Origin of the sequence: Chitinophaga qingshengii, from assembly GCF_014529935.1 — a bacterium.
Classification (GTDB): Bacteria; Bacteroidota; Bacteroidia; order Chitinophagales; family Chitinophagaceae; genus Chitinophaga; species Chitinophaga qingshengii.
In genome coordinates this window covers 104,734-125,213 of the sequence record NZ_JACVFC010000001.1, presented here as the reverse complement: position 1 = coordinate 125,213, position 20,480 = coordinate 104,734, and the positions used below count along the sequence as shown (strand labels likewise).

17 protein-coding genes and 1 other RNA gene are annotated in these 20,480 nt (G+C 48.3%); 8 read left to right on the top strand and 10 right to left on the bottom strand.

The features are described 5' to 3' along the window. The first annotated feature begins 35 nt into the window (after nt 1-35). From ICL07_RS00435 to ICL07_RS00410, 6 genes are all read left to right on the top strand, one after another. A complete protein-coding gene (locus ICL07_RS00435) occupies nt 36-1,007 on the top strand; it encodes a polyprenyl synthetase family protein (protein WP_188085986.1) in 972 nt (323 codons plus the stop codon). Between the two features lie 175 nt (nt 1,008-1,182). Further along, complete coding sequence (locus ICL07_RS00430; RefSeq protein WP_188085985.1) at nt 1,183-2,808, top strand: amino acid permease; 1,626 nt, start codon at nt 1,183-1,185, stop codon at nt 2,806-2,808. Between the two features lie 56 nt (nt 2,809-2,864). After that, nucleotides 2,865-3,332 carry a DoxX family protein gene (locus ICL07_RS00425; protein WP_188085984.1) on the top strand — a complete coding sequence of 156 codons (468 nt, stop codon included), beginning with the start codon at nt 2,865-2,867 and terminating at the stop codon, nt 3,330-3,332. 147 nt (nt 3,333-3,479) lie between these two features. Then, the gene (locus ICL07_RS00420; protein WP_188085983.1) at nt 3,480-4,535 is read left to right on the top strand and encodes a Smr/MutS family protein; all 1,056 of its coding nucleotides are present in this window, start codon (nt 3,480-3,482) and stop codon (nt 4,533-4,535) included. A gap of 94 nt (nt 4,536-4,629) precedes the next feature. Further along, nucleotides 4,630-4,997, top strand: an RNA gene (rnpB, locus tag ICL07_RS00415) — RNase P RNA component class A. A 66-nt stretch (nt 4,998-5,063) separates the two neighbouring features. Continuing rightward, complete coding sequence (locus tag ICL07_RS00410; protein ID WP_188085982.1) at nt 5,064-5,480, top strand: DUF4870 domain-containing protein; 417 nt, start codon at nt 5,064-5,066, stop codon at nt 5,478-5,480. Nucleotides 5,481-5,638: 158 nt separating this feature from the next. On the opposite strand, the gene ICL07_RS00405 is transcribed toward ICL07_RS00410, so the two are convergent. After that, nucleotides 5,639-7,222 (bottom strand): S8 family peptidase, encoded by a 1,584-nt coding sequence (locus tag ICL07_RS00405; RefSeq protein WP_223151709.1) that lies wholly within the window; start codon nt 7,220-7,222, stop codon nt 5,639-5,641. Between the two features lie 435 nt (nt 7,223-7,657). Here ICL07_RS00405 and ICL07_RS00400 point away from each other — a divergent pair, with 435 nt between their 5' ends. Continuing rightward, nucleotides 7,658-8,188 (top strand): hypothetical protein, encoded by a 531-nt coding sequence (locus ICL07_RS00400; RefSeq protein ID WP_188085980.1) that lies wholly within the window; start codon nt 7,658-7,660, stop codon nt 8,186-8,188. 569 nt (nt 8,189-8,757) lie between these two features. Here ICL07_RS00400 and amaB read toward each other — a convergent pair. The 9 genes from amaB to panC all read right to left on the bottom strand — a co-directional run bounded on the left by amaB (nt 8,758) and on the right by panC (nt 19,537). Further along, nucleotides 8,758-10,287 carry an L-piperidine-6-carboxylate dehydrogenase gene (amaB, locus tag ICL07_RS00395; RefSeq protein ID WP_188085979.1) on the bottom strand — a complete coding sequence of 510 codons (1,530 nt, stop codon included), beginning with the start codon at nt 10,285-10,287 and terminating at the stop codon, nt 8,758-8,760. Between the two features lie 23 nt (nt 10,288-10,310). Next, nucleotides 10,311-11,201 carry a DUF1338 domain-containing protein gene (locus tag ICL07_RS00390; RefSeq protein ID WP_188085978.1) on the bottom strand — a complete coding sequence of 297 codons (891 nt, stop codon included), beginning with the start codon at nt 11,199-11,201 and terminating at the stop codon, nt 10,311-10,313. A 42-nt stretch (nt 11,202-11,243) separates the two neighbouring features. Continuing rightward, complete coding sequence (locus ICL07_RS00385) at nt 11,244-12,314, bottom strand: saccharopine dehydrogenase family protein (protein WP_188085977.1); 1,071 nt, start codon at nt 12,312-12,314, stop codon at nt 11,244-11,246. Between the two features lie 462 nt (nt 12,315-12,776). Further along, a complete protein-coding gene (panB, locus tag ICL07_RS00380; protein ID WP_188085976.1) occupies nt 12,777-13,592 on the bottom strand; it encodes a 3-methyl-2-oxobutanoate hydroxymethyltransferase in 816 nt (271 codons plus the stop codon). Nucleotides 13,593-13,669: 77 nt separating this feature from the next. After that, nucleotides 13,670-14,569, bottom strand: a complete 900-nt coding sequence (locus tag ICL07_RS00375; RefSeq protein ID WP_188085975.1) for a Ppx/GppA phosphatase family protein — start codon at nt 14,567-14,569, stop codon at nt 13,670-13,672. Nucleotides 14,570-14,718: 149 nt separating this feature from the next. Then, nucleotides 14,719-16,929 (bottom strand): polyphosphate kinase 1, encoded by a 2,211-nt coding sequence (ppk1, locus tag ICL07_RS00370; protein ID WP_246484951.1) that lies wholly within the window; start codon nt 16,927-16,929, stop codon nt 14,719-14,721. 184 nt (nt 16,930-17,113) lie between these two features. After that, nucleotides 17,114-18,136: a lysylphosphatidylglycerol synthase transmembrane domain-containing protein gene (locus ICL07_RS00365; protein WP_188085974.1), complete on the bottom strand. Its 1,023-nt coding sequence runs from the start codon at nt 18,134-18,136 to the stop codon at nt 17,114-17,116. Between the two features lie 44 nt (nt 18,137-18,180). Then, complete coding sequence (gene panD, locus ICL07_RS00360; RefSeq protein WP_188085973.1) at nt 18,181-18,525, bottom strand: aspartate 1-decarboxylase; 345 nt, start codon at nt 18,523-18,525, stop codon at nt 18,181-18,183. A 148-nt stretch (nt 18,526-18,673) separates the two neighbouring features. Further along, the gene (panC, locus tag ICL07_RS00355) at nt 18,674-19,537 is read right to left on the bottom strand and encodes a pantoate--beta-alanine ligase (RefSeq protein WP_188085972.1); all 864 of its coding nucleotides are present in this window, start codon (nt 19,535-19,537) and stop codon (nt 18,674-18,676) included. Between the two features lie 110 nt (nt 19,538-19,647). Here panC and ICL07_RS00350 point away from each other — a divergent pair, with 110 nt between their 5' ends. Further along, a complete protein-coding gene (locus tag ICL07_RS00350) occupies nt 19,648-20,466 on the top strand; it encodes a glycogen/starch synthase (RefSeq protein ID WP_188085971.1) in 819 nt (272 codons plus the stop codon). Nucleotides 20,467-20,480: the final 14 nt, after the last annotated feature.

Sequence of the window (20,480 nt, the reverse complement as noted above, 5' to 3'; positions counted from 1 at the left end):
AAAATAACCAAATAACAAACCACCGTCTATTTGAGATGCATTCATTTAAAGAGTTAATAGCGCAGTTCAGCCAGCAGTTTGATCAATGGCATTTTCCGGAAGAACCTAAACGTTTGTATAATGCAGCGTCCCATATTCTGCAGATCGGCGGTAAACGTATCCGCCCGGTGCTGTGCCTGATGGGAAACGAACTGTTTGACGACCTGCATCCGGATGCCTTTCAGGTGGGCAACGCGGTAGAATTGTTCCATAACTTTACCCTCATCCATGACGATATCATGGACAAAGCGCCCATCCGGCGCGGACATCAGACGGTACATATGATTTACGGCGAACCTGCCGCTATCCTGGCCGGCGATGTGATGCTGATCAACGTGTATGATATGCTGAACAAGGTACAGTCCAAATACAAACAGCGTATCATCAACGTGTTCAACAAAGCAGCCAGGGAAGTTTGTGAAGGTCAGCAGATAGACATGGACTTTGAACAGATGGACCCCGAGCAGGTACAATACGACGATTACGTGCATATGATTGGTCTCAAAACCTCCGTGTTGCTGGCTGCCAGCCTTCAGCTGGGCGCTATCATCGGCGGCGGCAGCGACGGCAACCAGGAACATATGTACGCCTTTGGTAAAAATATCGGGATCGCTTTCCAGATTCAGGACGATTTCCTGGATGCTTTCGGCGACCCGGATAAATTCGGTAAACAACAAGGCGGAGACATCCTGGTCAATAAAAAAACATTCCTGCTGTTGAAAGCTTTTGAGCTTTGCAATGCTGCACAGAAAGCAGAACTCAAAACGTTGCTGGCCACCAACCCGGACGATAAAATAGCCCGTGTGCTGGATATTTTCCATAGTTGTAAAGCGGATGCGTGGGCAGAGAAAGAGAAGGAACGTTTCCAGCAACAGGCCTTTGCCCGTCTGGAAGATATTGCCGTGTTATCGGCCCGTAAAAAGCCGCTGATGGAGCTGGCTGACTTCCTGTTAAACCGCCAGCAGTAACTTTATTTGTAAAATCGCATTATATTCGCGTCTTTCTCAGGACCGGAGGGAACAAAAATGAATAATTGATTATTTTGTAATATAATAATCCTATATTCATTTTCCCGGCCGCCGGTACTGGGAAAGATTTTTTATTTTAACGACTACCTTACACTAAAACGTAATTCCGAAGCCAATGTCTAACTCGCTGTTTCGAAAGAAGTCCCTGACCTCTATTTTAAAAGATGCCAATGAAGGAATGACTGATAGTCTTGAAACAGGAGGAGGCATGCATAAAGTGCTGAAGGTAAAAGACCTGACAGCCATGGGCATTGCCGCTGTGATTGGTGCGGGTATCTTTTCTACGATCGGGGAGGCTTCTTATCACGGTGGTCCGGGTGTATCGTTGTTGTTTGTGATCACTGCTATCACCTGCGGATTTTCTGCACTTTGTTACGCGGAGTTTGCTTCCCGCGTGCCTGTATCCGGCAGCGCGTATACTTATTCTTACGTTACTTTCGGTGAACTGGCAGCCTGGGTGATTGGCTGGGCGCTGATCCTGGAATATGCTATCGGTAATATCGCCGTTGCCATTTCGTGGAGCGGTTACTTTAATAATCTTTTACGTGGATTTGGCATGTCGTTGCCGGATTGGCTGGCCAGTAATTACGATAGTGCCTCTCAGGCTACCATAGAAGGGGCGCCGCATATTTTTGGCATCCCGTTCATCGTTAACCTGCCGGCTTTTATCATTGTGGTGCTGGTGACTTACCTGGCTTTTGTAGGTATCCGTGAAAGTAAACGCAGCGCCAACCTGATGGTGGGACTGAAGATCCTGGTGATCCTGTTTGTGATTGCATTGGGCTTCTTTTACGTGAATCCGGCCAACTGGGACCCGTTTATGCCCAACGGTTTCTCCGGTGTGCTGAAAGGCGTGTCTGCCGTGTTTTTCGCCTACATTGGTTTTGATGCGGTAAGTACTACGGCGGAGGAATGCGCCAATCCGCAGCGTGACCTGCCCCGGGGCATGATTTATTCCCTGATTATCTGTACCGTATTATATGTGGCCATATCCTTTGTATTGACGGGTATGGTACCGTTTTATAAGCTGAAGGTAGATGATCCCCTGGCTTTTGTATTTGACCAGGTGAACCTGCCTTCTATTAGTTATATAATCTCGATCAGTGCCGTGGTGGCTACGACCAGCGTACTGCTGGTATTCCAGATCGGTCAGCCCCGCATCTGGATGAGTATGAGCCGCGATGGCCTGTTGCCAAGGAAGTTTGCTAAAATCCATCCACGGTTTAAAACACCGTCTTTTGCGACGATTATTACCGGTATTATCGTAGGGGTGCCGGCATTGTTTCTCAATCTCACCATCGTAACCGATCTGACCAGCATCGGAACCCTGTTCGCCTTTATTCTCGTATGTGGCGGTGTGCTGATGCTGCCTCCACAGGAGAAAACCGCTGAAAAACGTTTCCGTTTGCCTTATATCAACAGCCGGTATATTATACCTGTGCTGGTGATAGGAATGGTTATACTTTTTAAAGGCGAGATCGGCCGCCGCTTGTCTTTCGATGGTGGCTGGGAAGTATGGAAACACAATATTCCCTTCTTTCTCTTTGTTATTGTAACGGTGTTGCTCACCTGGTTTTCCTTCGTACGGAAACTATCGCTGATCCCGGTATTGGGCTTGCTGAGCTGTTTTTACCTGATGACCGAGATCGCGCTGAAAAACTGGATCGTTTTCGGCATCTGGCTGGTGATAGGGTTAAGCATTTATTTCCTGTACAGCTACCGCAACAGTAAGCTCCGTTAACACTAAATCCGGCTTATTTTTCGTAACTTATAAGCGGTTCTTTAAAATCTTATTTTATGGACACGCTGCAAAAAGTTGTACGATGGGGTGATCATCATCACCCGGTATGGTTGAGCGTAGTACGTATGTTGCTGGGCCTCTTTCTCATGGCGGTAGGTGTGCTGTTTATCATGAACAGGGACGCACTGGACACCCTGATCAATACGAAGCCTGCACTCGTTACGGTTGCCTTTTTCATTGGGCACTACATCGTTTTTGTGCATATCGTAGGCGGACTGTTCATCGCTATGGGCCTGGAAACACGGTTCAGTGCGATCGTCAACATCCCGGTACTGTTAGGAGCGCTGCTGTTCATGCATTCACGGACAGCATTGTTCCAGGTGTACCCGGTGCTGGGCTTGTCGGCCCTGGTGCTGGTGCTGCTGATCGTTTTTGCCATCACAGGCAGCGGACGTCTCTCGGTAGACGAGTTTATGCGCAGACATCCGGAAAGGAAGCGTAATCATACCTACATCGATTTTTAAGCCGGCTGTTTTAATATAGGCGTACCTGTGAGTACCACCATTTTAATGGCGCAGGTAAGGTACGGTTTCCCCCAAAAAGCAAATCTTCTATCTCTTCCTCGCTTTTCCCCGGCAAAATTCTATTTTTGTGCCCAGAAGAATGCAATTATGAAATATCAAACAGGAGACAAGATATTGCTGTTGAGCTCAAAGGAAGAAGGCACAGTGGTAGACATTGTCAATGACAATATGGTGATGATTGATGTGAAAGGCACTACTTTCCCGGTATACCTGGATCAGATAGATTTTCCCTATTTCCATCGTTTTACCCAACAGAAACTGGTGAAAGAGAAACCCAGACAGATTCCGGGGGATGAGATCAAAGTAGACAGAAAAAAATACGAGGTATTTAAAACAGACAAGGGCATGTTCCTGTCTGTACTGCCGGTATATCAATTTGACGGATACGATGAAACCGTGAAGCTGATGAAGTTTCACTTATTCAATGATACACCGTATGCCATGCGTTTTTATTTCCAGATCTGGCTCAACAACCAGATGGACCTGGAAATCAAAAACGAAATACAGCCGTATAACCACTTTTACCTGGCCGATCTGATCTTTGAATCGCTGAACGATAATCCACGGTTTGAGTTCACCTTTTTCCTGAAAGAGCCACAGCCCAAGCTGGCCGCGTCTGTGAAAAAGACCTGGAAAATCAAACCTAAACAGATGTTTACCCAGCTGGAAGAGCTGCGCTCCAAAGCGGAAGCTACGCTGACCTATACACTGTTTGATCAGTTCCCGGAGAAAGAACCGGAACCACCGGCGCCGGCAGAACCTGTCAACCAGAAGAAAGCCAAACCCGTAGCCAGTATCGGTTCCGGTAATTTTGCCAGCCTGCTGAGCAAAATACAGCTGCAGCCGGAAACCTCGCTGGAACCTAAGCAGGAGGTGGACCTGCATATCGAGGCATTGGAGAAAAACTGGAAAGGAATGAGCAACATCGCTATCCTGGCCGTACAGCTCAATGCTTTTCAACGTTACCTGGACCTGGCTATCAGTCATCATCAGCATAATATGGTGGTGATCCACGGAATCGGTAAAGGGAAGCTGAAAGACGAGATCCATCAGATTCTCCGCCAGACGCCGGAAGTGGCGAACTTTGTCAACCAGTACCATGCGAAATATGGCTACGGTGCAACGGAAATAACTTTTAGGTAAGCCTGTTTTTTAAATGAAAATTTTCGCTGAAAAGCGGCATTAATAGGCGAAATATTTCGCCTATTAATGTTTTTACGTGTACCTTTGCGCTCCAACTACAAACCGTGCTATCGTTCCTTTGGCTTGTCTGAAGGGAAGGAAAGTCCGGACAGCGCAGAGCAACACACCACCTAACGGGTGGGCTCCGGTTTACCGGAGACAGAGAGTGCCACAGAAAATGACCGCCCGGCTTCGGCGGGGTAAGGGTGAAAATGTGGGGTAAGAGCCCACGGTGCAGGCAGGTAACTGTTTGTGCGGGTAAACCTTGTGTGCTGAAATGCCATGTATACGGATGCTTGAGGGCTGCTCGTCCGATGTCCGAGGGTAGGCAGATACAGGGGGCGCGCGAGCGTCACCGCAGATAAATGATAGCACTCCTGGCTTGCCAGGAGACAGAATCCGGCTTATAGGTTTGTAGTTTTTCTTTTTCCCTGCTTTGATATTACAATAAAACCTCCTATCTTCTCACCCTTATTAATCCTGTTTTATATGACGTTAAGAGACGAACGTAACTGGGGCACTTTTATTCACCTGGGCGGCATCGTAGGGGCTGCGATATTCCAGCCTGCCGGTAATATCATCCTTGTATTGATATTGTGGCTGATCAAGCGCAATGAGTCCCGTTTTGTGGATGACCAGGGTAAGGAAGCCATCAACTTCCAGATTACCATCAGCCTGATTGGGGTACTGATTTCCCTGTTGGGCGGTATTTTCGAAGGGCTTTGGTCCTTTGGAAGCTGGGTATTGTCCGGCGGTGGAGGCTACTATTTCCACGGTGGCTGGGGCTGGGGCAAACTCCATGGTGTTCTGTGGATCGTGAATGTGATCTTCAGTATTATCGCTGCGGTGAAAGCCAACGAAGGCACCACTTACCGGTACCCGATTTCGCTGCGCCTGGTGAAGTAATTCACGCAAAGGCGCAAAGCAGCAAAGAGCGCAAAGTTTTTTTTAAGTTTAATAAGAAAGCAAAGGAGCGAAGATCCGTATTGGGTCTTCGCTCCTTTGCTTTCTTATATTCGCTTATATCGTCTTTGCGCTCTTTGCTGCTTTGCGCCTTTGCGTGACTAGTTTTTCTTTACCGCCTTCATTTTAGCTTTATGCTGCTTTTTCTTCACGTTCTCACCTTTGATGGTAGCAGCCAGTTTTAAGGCCTCATAAGAGTTAACCATACCACCGCTGACAGAGAGGTCAGCGAAGTCTATTTTTTCATCCTGCGTACCCGGTTTATTTACCTCTTTGGTACCATCGGGGAGCGGCGTAGCGCTTTTTTCCAGGATATATTTCAGCTGGCGGGCGCTCAGGTCAGGGTAGTAGGAGAGTACAAGCGCTGCAACGCCGGCTACTACCGGTGCTGCCATACTGGTACCGCTGGCGCTGCCGTATTTATTACCACCGGGAATGGTAGAATAAATTTGCACACCAGGCGCAAAAAGGTCTACATTCTTTTTACCGTAGTTGGAGAAGCTGGCTACTTTATCCGGAGCCAAACCATGACTGCTGGCGCCAACGGTGATATAGTTATCAGCGCGGGGACTGCCGTCTGCAAAATCAGGGTTCGGGTAATTGGGAACGGAGTCGTTGTTGGCGCCGTCATTACCGGCTGCATGCACCAGCAGTACGCCTTTTTTCTGAGCGTATTTTACCGCTTCGTCCACCCATTCTTTATGAGGGGAATAAGGTTTGCCGAAGCTCATGTTGATGATCTGCGCACCATTGTCTACCGCATAACGGATAGCCAGGGCAACGTCCTTATCTCTTTCATCACCGTCCGGTACTGCTTTAACAGCCATGATACGTATATTATCGGCTACGCCGTCGATGCCCAGTCCGTTGTTACGGATAGCGCCAATGATGCCGCTAACGTGGGTACCATGGAAACCGAATTTACCCATCACGTCGTTGTTGCCGTATTTGGTATCCGTAATATCGTCCCATTTATCACCTACGATACGCTCGCGGTTCTGGTTAGGCGGTACTTCTGTGCTTTCAGCCTTTCTCTTCAGTTCACCCATGTAGCCATCAAATTCCATTTTAAACTCACTGAAGGATGTGGGTTCATCGCCGGTGCTTTTCAGCAGGCGGGTCATGAAATTACGAGCCAGCAGCACGTCCTGGTTAGTGGTTTGGATACTGTCGAGCTGACCAACGGTAAAGTCATCTTTACCCAGGTATGTTTTCAGGATGTTTTCGCATTTGTTAACGTTCTCCTGTAATTTGGCCATTGTTTTATACTGCAGCTTGGTCTGGGAGCTGGGTTTTTCGATCTTTTGTTTCAGGGCTTCCCAGGTGGCGTATTCTTTGGCGCCCTTGTCCAGGGTGGAGTCCGGATTGCCGTATTTGTTTTTGAAACGGTAATATTCGCGGGTAGCTTCATCGGAGTCTTCCTTCAGGCTGCTGCCGTCTTTGGCGCCCAGGAAGTTCCAGCCGTGAATATCGTCTATATAGCCATTCCCATCGTCGTCTTTGCCGTTTCCGGGTATTTCGCCGGGATTGGTCCACAGGATACCTTTCAGGTCTTCATGGAGGGTATCTATACCCGAATCAATCACAGCTACAATGACCGGGGTGCTTTTTTTCCCTTTCAGGATTTCCTTATAGGCTTTTTCGGTATTCGTGCCGTAAACACTGTCGGTCTCGTAGCTCAGCAACTGCCAGTTTTTAGGCACCGGGGTTCTACTCTGGGCACTGGATTTTGTTGTAAAAGCAGCCGTCAATGCAACACATGCCAAGACTGCAACCTCTCGACTAAACAATTTCATGTTCTATAATTAAAAATTAAAATATCATGATGAGAATAAAGGTAGAGAAAAAGGGTTATAACACCTGAATTTTAATGATAAACGCGCTATTTGGTGGTTAACTGGAGAAAATGATACCGGCAACCATTCTTATCTGGTTTTGATGGTTGAACAGCCCTGTTATCCACCTATCACAATGCTGCCGTAATATGAGCGGGAAAACCTACCTTTACGCCGGTTCCTTTTTTTCCTCATAACGTTCTCTTCCTCAACAGGCGCCCCATTCCGGGAAAAAATTCCCGTGCCGTTTTGTTTTGTATTCCTCATCCTTTAAAAACTATTGTCATGCTGAAAACTGCTATTTTAGCCACCCTGCTGGCTGCTGCTATCCCGGCTTTTGCTACCGGCCCGGAAAAAGTGACGACTGTTATTTTTGTCAATGCTGCGGAAGAAGAGGCAACACCGTCTGCTGGTCTGAGTACAGAAGGGCAGGACCAGGCCCGGATGTTTACGGAAGCGCTCCGGCATATTGATGTGGCCGCCATTTACACGATTTATCAGAACAAAGCTGTTCAAACGGTTGGACCCCTGTCGGAGCTCCGGCAATTACATCCGGTTTACTATTGGGTAACCCGGGATTCGGAGACCCGCGAGTGCGTATTGGACTGCATTGTAAAGAAGAACAAGGGCAAAACCATTGTTATTTGCGGTAATCCGGAAAATATTCCGGCCATGGCCAGAAGCCTTGGCGTAAGGGCAAAAGCCGTTAAAACCCTTTATGATAAAGGATCCGGACAGTTTTTGATCGTTCAGGTGCTCGGAAATAATACCGCCGTAGCACAAAAGTTGAATATGAATATTCAAAAAAAAGTCTAATATTTATAGCCGGAAGAGTATTTAATGGCTTCCCGCTATTAGATATTTTTCTCATAAGCATGGTTTCCGTTTAACGAAAAGCGGGGTTCTCTAACCTCGCTACTATTTTTAAATCTCAGGATTTAGAGACGATTGAAACCATAGCACGTCGATGTATGTAGAAGAAAGACCTGAAGAAAAGAATGAGTATTCAGGCAGGATTTTATCAACCGCTTTTAAAATCTGATCAGGGACGAGCACAACCTCCTGACATGAATGTTAAAAGCTCCGGGGCACCGCCTCGGAGCTGACAAGAAGGCAAAGGACTAACACAAACGTTTTATTATAAGAGGGCTGACCGGTAGGTCGGCCCTTTGTTTTTGGGGTATGTGGTGCAGGGATGTGCATTTCGTTTCCCCGGAATCCCTAAAATCCCAGGTTATCCTGGTGCCCGCAAACCCAGGTTCGCCAGGCTTCAGCCCTGGGGACATATATTGGATGCCCTGGAAAATTCGGGTACCTTCGGGAAATCAAAAAAGGGTGTATCCATTCGGACACACCCTTTTTTTTTGATATTCGTTTTCGCCGAATTACAGGTCGAATTTAATACCCTGTGCCAGCGGCAGTTTATCGGAGTAATTGATGGTATTGGTCTGGCGGCGCATATATGCTTTCCAGGCATCGGAGCCGCTTTCTCTGCCGCCACCGGTTTCTTTTTCACCGCCGAAGGCGCCGCCGATTTCGGCACCGGAGGTACCGATGTTAACGTTGGCGATACCACAATCTGAGCCGGCGGCAGACAGGAACTGTTCTGCTTCACGGAGGTTCAGCGTCATGATAGCAGAGGAGAGGCCCTGTGGCACATCGTTCTGCATGGCGATAGCTTCGGTGAGGGTTTGATATTTCATCACGTAGAGGATGGGGGCGAAGGTTTCGTGCTGTACGATGTCGCAGGTGTTTTCTACGGCGGCGATACAGGGTTTCACGTAGCAGCCGGATTCATAGCCGGCGCCTTCGAGTACGCCACCTTCCACGAGGAAGGTACCACCTTGTTCCTTCACCTGTGCAATGCTGCTCAGGTAGGCGTTGACCGCATCTTTATCGATCAGGGGGCCTACGTGGTTCTTTTCATCCAGCGGGTTGCCGATACGCAGCTGTGCATAGGCCTTTATCAGTTTAGCGGTAAAGGCGTCGTATACGCTTTCGTGGATGATGAGGCGGCGGGTGGAGGTACAACGCTGACCGGCCGTACCTACAGCTCCAAATACAGCGCCGATGAGGGTCATGTCCAGGTCGGCATCTTTGGATACGATGATGGCGTTGTTGCCGCCCAGTTCCAGCAGAACGCGGCCCAGGCGTGCACCTACGGCGGCGCCTACGCTTTTGCCCATGCGGGTGGAGCCGGTAGCGGATACCAGCGGAATACGATGGTCGTTGGCCATCCATTCGCCGGTTTCACGACCGCCGCTCACCAGGCAGCAAACGCCTTCCGGTACATTGTTGGCGGCAAATACGGTCTCGACTATACGTTGACATGCCAGCGCGGTAACCGGTGTTTTTTCGGAAGGTTTCCAAACACATACGTTACCGCAAACCCAGGCGAGCATGGAGTTCCAGCTCCATACCGCTACCGGGAAGTTAAAGGCGGAAATAATAGCGGTGATGCCCAGCGGATGCCATTGTTCATACATACGGTGGCCGGGACGTTCAGAATGCATGCTCAGGCCATAGAGCTGACGGGATAGACCTACTGCAAAATCGCAGATATCGATCATTTCCTGTACTTCTCCGTAGCCTTCCTGCAGGCTTTTACCCATTTCGTAGGAAACGAGGCGGCCCAGTTGTTCTTTATGGGCGCGCAGGGCTTCGCCGATCTGGCGTACAACTTCTCCTCTTCTGGGCGCGGGCCACAGGCGCCACTCTTTGAAGGCTTCCTGGGCTACAGCGATCACCGTGTCGTAGTTGCTGCGGTCAGCACTTTTTACGGTGGCAATGGTCTTGTTATCTACCGGAGATACCGACACGATGTCTGCTCCGCCGGCTTCCAGCCAGTGTTTGCCGGTGCTTACGCCGCTTTGCCGCGCGCTGATGCCAAAAGCTTTTAAAATATCATCTGCCATAATGGGTGTATTAATAAACTAAATTAGGAACTTTTTTTTGTTTGGGCGGCGTAGGTGCTTTCGAAGATCTTGTCGGCATTACCTGCTTCAAAGCCTTCCCGGCGGTGTTCCCGGCGGATATCGGCAGCAGCGAGGGATGCGAACTCAGGGAGCACTTTCCTTTCAGCGAATTCTACGTAGGAACCGGCGATTTTGATGGTTTCACCGCCGGCAAAGGTGGCGGGTATCATACCGGCTACGGTAGCGCTTTGCAGCAGGTTACCATCCGGACTGGTTTTGATTTTTCCGCCGGCATCATTGAGAATAAAACCGTTCTGTTCGAGAAACTGGTTGAATTCCGCGATGGTATTATATCCTATGGGCAGATTATGTACGCTCACCGTAAAATGGTTCAGATAATAACGGTTGTAAATCACCCAGGCGGCGTATTCGCTTTCAGCAGCCAGTGCCTGGAAATCCGCCAGGGTAGGCGTACGCCAGAGGCCACTGTGGAGGAAGGTATCTACGGCCTTGCTGTCGTCCAGGTCCAGCTGTGTTACCGGATCTGCCTTTACTTCGTCGGTATAACTGGTAATAATGTCCTGTGCAGCCTGGCTCAGGTCTTTTACGCGAAGCTCACTGATAAAGATACGCGGATATTTCGGCAATGGGGGGGCATACCACCAGGCGTCCAGTTTTTTGGACGCGAAATAGTAATGGTCCATTTTCGTATAGCCGTAATGGAGAAAAATTTTCTCCAGCGACTGTACGCCGAGTTGCGGTACTCCCATGGTACGGAACGCGATATGATCGTTTTCGATATCGTCCGCTTTTTCGATTAATCCGTGGCGGACCATCGCAGCAATCACTGCTGATACGTCCGGCACCCGCTCCTGGTAACGGCTCATCAGGCCGTTTAATACTTCTTGTAACATGGCGTTTATTTGAGCTTCCAGCGGCCAGCCTGCGGCTGACTGCTAATTATAATATTGAGCAAACCTGTTGCTGATCAGGTCTTTGAAATTCACATCTTCCTGTTTAACAAAACCATTGCCGGGCAGCAGGCCTTTGGCATGGAGGTCTATCACCGCGCAGGCTGCTCCGGCGGTGGTGAGCTGGATAGCGGTAAAGTCTTTCCCGGCGATCTCCTGGTTGTAGATCTTACGCGAGTAGGAACGTTGCACGGAGCGGCCATTAATAGTGCCCGACACCGATACAAATACCAGTACCACGTCTTGCGGCGTGAAAGGTATACTATCTTCCATAATTTCTTTCAGGACATCCCGCTTTTTATTGAGCTTCAGTTCGTTAAGTAATATCTTCATCAGGTGGCAGTGGCCGGGATAACGTACGGTTTTATAGTCCAGGTTATACACTTTGCCATCCAGTATTTCTGCCAGTGCGGATAGCCCGCCGGAGGTGTTAAAAGCCTCATATTCGATCCCGTCGAGTGCAAAGCGCTCATAGCCTTCCAGCGGCATTACCTCCTTGCGTTCGCCCTCGTAGATGGCATCGCAGGGATTACAGTATTCGTTGATCAGGCCGTCTGTGCTCCAGGTAAGGTTGTACATCAGGCTGTTGGTGGGAAACTGTGGCAGGGCGCCTACGCGCAGTTTCACAGCATCCAGCGTATCGAACTGTTTGGCGATGTCATAAGCAGCGATACTGATAAAACCCGGCGCCAGCCCGCATTGTGGCATAAAGCTCACCTTAGCGCTTTGTGCGATATCGCGGATAGCGTTGGTGGTGGCCACGTCTTCGGTCAGGTCAAAATAATGGGTATTGGCTTTAGCGGCGGCGGCAGCGATTTTCACGTTCAGGAAAAACGGGCAGGCGCTCAGCACCATGTCCTGGGCTTCCAGGGCTGTTTCCAGCGCAGCCGCGTTGTTTACATCCAGTCTGGTTTTATGGATGTTACTGTCTGTGCATTTGTCCAGCAACGCCTGATTGGCATCTGCCAGGGTTACCTGGTAGTCGCCGGACTGTTGTAACAGGAATGCTGCTGTTTCGCCGATCTTGCCGGCGCCGATAATCATTACACGTTTCATAATCTATTGGAATTATTAAATAATAGACAGATACTGGCCGAAACGTAAGCACAGTATGCCCGCTCTTATACAAGAGGACAGCACCTGGTAAAATTTACCAAGTCTACAGGGCATAATATCAGCATTTACAAAAATAAATGCCGGTGCAGCCGTTACAGCGCAACAGGAATCCCTAACAGGAAGGGACCTACGAAAAATATGTTCAGGGAAAAAGTATTACCTGCCTATACAACTCATGGCACATGGGAGCAGGTGCTCCGCAGATAGGAGAGAAGAGAGAGTTGTATGTTTAACAGATAATTCATTGATGATAATGAAAGAGCTAATATAGGGAAAAAAGCGGAGAAGTTTCTCGCAAAGGGCGCAAAGTTTTTGTTTTTTATTAAGAACGCTAAGGAACGGAGAAGGTGTTTTGCTATCTTAATAAAAAACAAAAAACTTTGCCCCTTTGCGGGAACAGCACTAGTATTGTTCGTTATCGTTCGGGAAATCCTTTGTTTTCACATCGTTGATATAAGCCTGTGTAGCGCCATAGATCTGGGAATACAGGTCGAGGTAACGGCGCAGGAAACGGGGCTTAAAATCTTTGTTGATACCCAGAAGATCATGCATCACGAGCACTTGCCCGTCTACATACCTGCCGGCGCCGATGCCGATAATGGGAATATGTACCGCTTCGGCTACTTCTTTAGCCAGGTTGGCCGGTATTTTCTCCAGTACGATGGCGAAGCAACCTGCTTCCTGCAGCAGTTTGGCATCATTGATCAGTTTTTGCGCTTCGGCTTCTTCGGTAGCGCGCACGGCGTAGGTACCGAATTTATAGATAGACTGCGGTGTAAGGCCCAGGTGGCCCATTACCGGGATACCGGCGGAAATAATTCGTTTGACAGATTCAATGATTTCTTCACCGCCTTCAATTTTAATACCATGGGCGCCGGTCTCCTTCATAATGCGGATGGCGGAGCTCAGGGCTTCTTTGGAGTTGCCCTGGTAGGAACCGAAGGGAAGGTCTACTGCTACGAAGCAGCGTTTGATGGCGCGTATTACAGAAGAGGCGTGGTAGATCATCTGGTCCAGCGTAATAGGCAGGGTAGTTTCGTGGCCTGCCATCACGTTGGAGGCTGAGTCGCCTACCAGTATTACGTCGATGCCGGCGTCGTCAAAAATCCTGGCCATAGAGTAGTCATACGCCGTGATCATGGAGATTTTTTCCCCGTCTATTTTCATCTTCTGTAAAACGTGCGTAGTGATACGCTTTACGTCCTTATGCACAGACATAGTAGTGTTGTTTTATACCAATAATTCCTCAAAGGTTATGATATAAAAAGAAAAAAGGAAAAATATTTTATGTGTGGTTACTGGAAACCGTTGGCAGGAACGGCTATTTCCCGGTATAATGCCTGTATAAGTCCATCTGCCAGGCCTATCTTGGGAACGAATATTTCTTCTGCCCCGGCCCAGCGCATCACGTTGATGTAGATCTGAAGGGCAGGCACAATCACATCGGCACGGTCTTCCCGCAGGTTATAGAGGTGAATACGTTCTTCTACGGTGAAGTTGCTGAATTCCTTGAAATAGTCTTTCAGTGTATCCAGTGACAGTGGTTTGCCTTCCTTGCGTTTGGAGAGGGAGAATATTTTGTTGATGTTACCGCCTGAACCGATAGCAGTCACCAGTCCGATGGTTTTAAGCTGTTGTTTGAGAAAATCTTTCAGCTGTTGCCAGGCGTTGTCGGGCACCTGCTGGTGTAACAGGCGGATAGTGCCGATATTGAAGGATTCTTTGAAAACGAGACGGGTGCCGCTGAAGAGCGTGAGTTCGGTACTACCGCCACCTACGTCGATGTAGAGGTAAGACCGGGTTTTATCGAGATGCTCGGCGACATGGTTTTCGTAGATATAAGAGGCTTCTTCCTGGCCGGAGATGATCTGTACATCGATACCGGTCTGTGTTCTTACTTCCTGCAGGATGACGGAGCCATTGCTGGCATCGCGCATGGCTGAGGTAGCGCATGCTTTCAGGTACTTTACTTCATAAACATCCAGCAGCAGCTTATAGGCTTTGATGGTATCTATCAGGTGGGTAGCCCTTTTTTCGGAGATAGAGCCATGGTCAAATACGTCGAAACCGAGCCGCAGCGGTACTCTTATCAGGTTCACTTTGGTGAAATCCATCGTGCCCGCACCATTGGGTGATGCTTCGGAGATCAGCAGCCGGGCGGCATTGGAACCAATATCAATCGCAGCTAGTTTCATTAATTACAGGTCTTTTGAGAGACAAAAATAACATTTTTCATTTTGGGATTTCCTGATTTTCGGATTTTCGATTTCGGGATTGATGATTCGGGGAGCCAGCTGTTAAATCCCGAAATCGAAAATCCGAAAATCAAAAAATCTCAAAATATTTACCGGTATTGTTTTTCGTGGAGGTACTTATAAATCTCTATCTGGGTACGGATTTTTTTATCTCCTTCTTTTTTGTACTGGTTGGTTTGTTCGTTGTCCAGTATACGAGCCTTCACGTTGCCGCTGAGCTGGATGTTCATAATATCGGAGAGTTCTTTGCGTATATCCGGGTCCGTTATAGGAACGGCTGCTTCCACGCGGTGGTCGAGGTTTCGTACCATCCAGTCGCAGGAGGCGATGAATACTTTTTCTGTGCCGCCGTGATGGAAAATAAATACACGTGCATGTTCCAGGTACTCGTCGACGATACTGACGGCCGTGATATCTTTTTTCCATTTTTTGTTTTCCGTATAGGCGCAGCAGATACCTCTGATCACCATTTTGATATCCACACCGGCTTTGGCTGCTTCGTAGAGCTTGCCGATGAGGATAGGATCGGAGAGAGAATTCATCTTTAGCACCATGCCGGCCTTTTTCCTATTCTTCGCGTTTTTGATTTCGCGGTCGATCAGGCGTATATAGGTGTCGCGCATGTTCAGCGGACTTACCGGCAGTGTTTTACATTCTCCCAGGATTTTAATATCGTGTCGCGGGCTTTCCAGGTAGGAGAACACACGGTTGATGTCTGCAATCACTGAACGGTTGGCCGTAAGCAGGCAATGGTCGCCGTATAACTGGGCCGTTTTTTCGTTGAGGTTGCCGGTACTCACAAAACCACACTGCACGGTTTTATTGCCGATACGTTTTTTGATCACGCAGAGTTTGGCGTGTATTTTCATATCGGGGATGCCGAGAAATACTTTTATGCCTTCATCCTCCATGCGTGCTTTCCAGTCGAGGTTGGCGGCTTCGTCGAAGCGGGCGCGCAGCTCCAGTACTACTGTTACATGCTTACCATTGCGGGCGGCATTGACCAGGGCATTCACGATCTTGGAATTACGGGCAAGCCTATACGCAGTTATTTTAATAGAAGAAACATTCGGATCGATAGCGGCTTCCCGCAGCAGGTCGATGATCGTATCGAACGAGTGATAGGGGAAGTGCAGCATTACATCCTGGCGTTGTATTACATGCATCACGCTGGGTGCTTCATTGAACAGCGGATGGATAAATGTTTTGCGATGTGTATGCGGCGGGAAGATGGAGTCCGGGAAATCCATAAAGTCCTTGAAGTTATGGATACGGGCGCCGGGAATGAGGTTGTCTTTGCCGGACAGGCCCATTCTGCGGATCAGGTATTCCAGCAGCAGGGGGTCGATGTCCTTGTCGTATACAAACCGCACCGGTTTTCCTTTGCGGCGGTCTTTCAGTCCTTTTTCGATCTGGTGGATCAGGCTGTCGGAGATATCGTTGTCGATGTCCAGTTCCGCATCGCGGGTAACCTTGATAATGTGGGAAGAGAACTTATCGTAACCGAAGTAGGAGAAGATATGCGGGAGACAGAAGCGGATCAGGTCTTCCAGCAGGATGATATCGTGCTCGCCTTCTTTGGAAGGCAGGATGATAAAGCGTGGCAATACATTGGAAGGAATCTCGATGAGGGCAAACTTTTGCCGCACGGAGTTATCCTGCCGGGCCAGTACGACGGCCAGGTATATGGATTTATCACGCAGGATGGGAAACTGTTGTATACTTTCGATCATCAGCGGGATGATGGCGGTACGCACCTGTTCATTGAAGTAGTTCAGTACAAACTTCTGTTGTTCCCGGCTGAGGTGTTTCTCTGTTCTCAGGAAAATATGCTGTGTCTCCAGTTCCTGTGCAATGTCTTTCCAGATGCGGTCAAACTCGCGTTGCTGGTCTATTACTACCGCCTGGATATCGTCCAGTATTTTACCCGGATTTTCTTCCAGGTGCATTTTAGTAACGGCCTTGGTGATAGACATCATGCGTTTGAGTGTTGCCACCCGTACACGGAAAAATTCGTCGAGGTTATTGGAGAAGATACCGAGGAAGCGGATTCTCTCCCGTAGCGGAACAGTAGGATCAGCAGCTTCCTGTAGTACCCGGGCGTTGAACGAGAGCCAGCTGATATCCCGGGCGATCAGCTTTTTAGCTGGTGGCGCGGGGTCTTTGGGAAGGAGAAGCTTTTTTATCAGCGTTTTTTTCGCCGGGGTCTTTTTTGCCGGGGTCTTTTTACTGTTATTTTTTTTTGCTGAAGTTGTAGATGGTGTCATATTTTTCAGGTTCTCCGTATGTGGCATCTGCATACAAACGAGTTTACATTCAAAAAATTCACGTTGTTTAATCCACGATAATACAGCTTTCGCTGTATGTGATGCCATTAAATTAAAGTTAAGAAAAAGGTGTCAAAAGAAAACAGTGGGAGCGGAATTACGTGACAATAACACCCACGTGTATACGGGGTGTTAAAAATTTGCTAAAACAAATGCTTTATGGTTTGACCGGTGTAGCGGGTTGTTTTTTGTTGAGCAGGGGCAGGGCCACGAGGCTCAGGAATCCTACAAATACCACGAGCAGTGTTTGCACTACCCAGATGATCCAGCCGAATGCGTAGCCGATCACGTAGGTGATGCCATAGAGTTCGAGGGCTTTTTGTACCAGTGCCTGATAGGCGCCGATACCGCCGGGGGTGACGATCATGCCGATGCTGCCGATCATCAGTACGGCGAGGGCGGCGCTGATACCGAGATGGTTTGTTTCCTGGAGGCAATAGAAGCCAATATATACCTGGGAGAGGTAGCAGCCCCATATCAGGATACTTTGCAGGATGAAGGACCACTTGTTCTCCATTTTGCCGATGGAGAGAATGCCTTCCATCACGCCTTTGGCCAGCGCGCGGACGGTGATGGCTGCTTTCGAGCGGGCAAAACGGCGCAATACCCAAAGGAGGGCCAGTATTACCACTGCCAGTACCACTACCAGCAACAGCAGCTGCATCCCGTTGGCAGCCGCAATTTTGCGGGCCAGGGGCAGGTAGATGTCATGGTGTACATAAGCGCCGAGGACATCTATCTGGGTGAGGATGGTAACACCGATCAGCAGCAGGAGGCAGAGCATGTCCACCGCTCTTTCTGCGATCATGGTGCCTACGAGTTTCTCCGCAGGTATTTTTTCGTATTGTGCCAGGATGCCGCAGCGGGTTACTTCTCCCAGTCTGGGTACGGCCAGGTTGGCCAGATAGCCTACCATGACGGCGAAGAAGGTATTTAAGGTAGAGGGTTGATATCCCAGTGGTTTCATGAGCAGTTTCCAGCGGGTAGCACGGAGCCAGTGACTGGCGATACCCATGATCACAGCGGGGATAGCCAGCCAGTAGTTACCTCTGCGGAAAGCGGCGTTGATTTGATCCCATTGTTCCGGTGTCAGGTCTTTGGTGACCAGCCATATCAGCAGCACACCGATGCCAAAAAAACATATAAACTTAATGACGTTCTTAAGCATTTTGGGCATCATCCAAAGTATTTAGGGTGTTAGCGGTATGTTGTACCGGAAAGGGTTTATAATTTGTTTCCTTCTTTGGGGAAAATGGCAATAGGCGTATATTTCTTCGCTTCTTCAAAATCCATCGTGGCATAGGAAATAATAATCACGATATCACCGGGGGCTACCAGGCGGGCAGCAGGGCCGTTCATGCAGATGACGCCGGAAGCTCTTTTACCTTTGATTACATAAGTTTCCAGTCTTTCGCCGTTATTCACGTTTACTACCTGCACTTTTTCATATTCGATCAGGCCGGCTGCATCCATCAGGTCTTCGTCTATTGTAATGCTTCCAACATACTGCAGGTTGGCTTCTGTAACAACTGCACGGTGGATCTTACACTTTAATATTTCTATTTGCATGATTATTTCTGAACTGTTGTTGTTGCTAAATAAGCAGTCTGCAAAGCTATGGAAAAAAAGTATTCCGGCAAAAGGTTCCCATAAAGCAATAAAGCAGCAGAGAGCGCACTCCTTGCTGCTTTACGGCTTTATGGGCTATGTGGTGACCCTATATAGCACCTTGCAGTATCATATTATCGATGAGGCGGACACCGTCGATCCAGGCTGCTACTGCGGCCACTACGGTATGGTCGCCGGGCGGTTCGGACAGGTGTTGGAGATGACCGTTGTTAAGTACGAGAATGTCTACATATTCCGGTTCGAAGCCTTGTTTTTTCAGTTCATCGAAGGCTTCATGGGCAGCTTCGAGGAGGAACAGGCCGGTCCCGAATTCGTTTTTCAGGCGGGTGAGGGCCTGGTAGATGGCGGCCGCTTTTTTGCGGGCGGCAGGAGAGAGGCGTTCATTGCGACTGCTCATGGCCAGGCCGGAAGGTTCGCGTAAAGTAGGGCAAACCACCAGTTCTACCTTTGAATTAATGATTTGTAGCAGTTTACGTATTATTAAACATTGTTGCAGGTCTTTTTGGCCCATAAAAAGCTTGTGAGGCTGCACAATATCCAGTAATTTGTGGACGATACGGCCTACTCCCTGGAAGTGGCCGGGACGGAATTTGCCTTCGAGAATGGTTTCCAGGTCGCCGAATTCGTAATGTTGACCATCTGCCAGTCCTTCCGGATACATTTCCTCAACAGATGGCAGAAAAAGTATATCTGTAGATGCATCATTCAATTTTTTAATATCCTCTTCAATGGTAACAGGATATTTTTCGAAATCTTTGGGATCGTTGAATTGTGTTGGATTGACAAAAATGCTGCAAACGACCACATCATTTTCTTTTTTCGCCTCCTGAATAAGTGACAGGTGCCCATCATGGAGGGCTCCCATAGTAGGCACAAAACCAATGCTTTTGTTGCTTTTTCTTACCAGGTCCAGGTGCTTCTTCAGGTCATTGCTGCGCTTAAATAGATACATAAAACATTGCTTAAAAGGATGTTAAAACTGACAGATTGGCCAATATTCCGTAAAAAATCCGTAATTTTGCAAGCCAAATTAAAAATTACTGCATTAATAATCAGCGTTAAATGTCCACAAAGAAAAGAATTCTTTTTATTGCCCAAGAAATGTCGCCTTACCTGGAACTGAGTGATTACGCGGCAATGGTCAATAAAATGGCAATTAAGTCCAATGAGGCTGGCCTGGAAGTGAGAGTGATCATGCCTAGATTTGGAATTATTAATGAGAGAAGACACCGCTTGCATGAGGTGGTCAGATTGTCCGGAATCAACATTGTGATAGACGGGGATGATTACCCGCTTATTATCAAGGTGGCCTCCCTGCCAAATGCCCGTTTGCAGGTGTATTTCCTGGATAACGAGGATTATTTCAAGCGGAAAACCGTATTTGCTGACGAAAACGATGAGTTTTTCGATGATAATGCGGCGAGGTCTGTTTTCTTCTGTAAAGGCGCCCTGGAAACCGTTAAAAAATTCGGATGGCCGCCGGACATTATTCATTGCAGCGGATGGATGACATCCCTGATACCCATGTATCTGAAAACCGCTTATAAGAAAGAGCCGGTTTTCGCCCATTCCAAAATTGTATATTCTTTGTCCCCCAATAGCTTTAAAGAAAAGCTGGGTGCTTCCTTTATCAAGAAGGCTACCATCAGTAACCAGATCAAGGAAAAAGACCTGGAACTCTTTAAAGACGGCACCAACACTGCACTGAACAGAGGAGCCGGTAAGTACGCTGATGCAGTAGTACTGGCCGGAGATAAGGTAGAGAAAAAAGTAGTGGATGAACTGAAGGCGGAAAAAGGCAAAATCATCTTACCTTTCAAGAAAGACAATGATGATCTTGCGGATTACCTGGCACTTTACAATCAATTGCTTGGTAAATAACTATATTTGGAGAA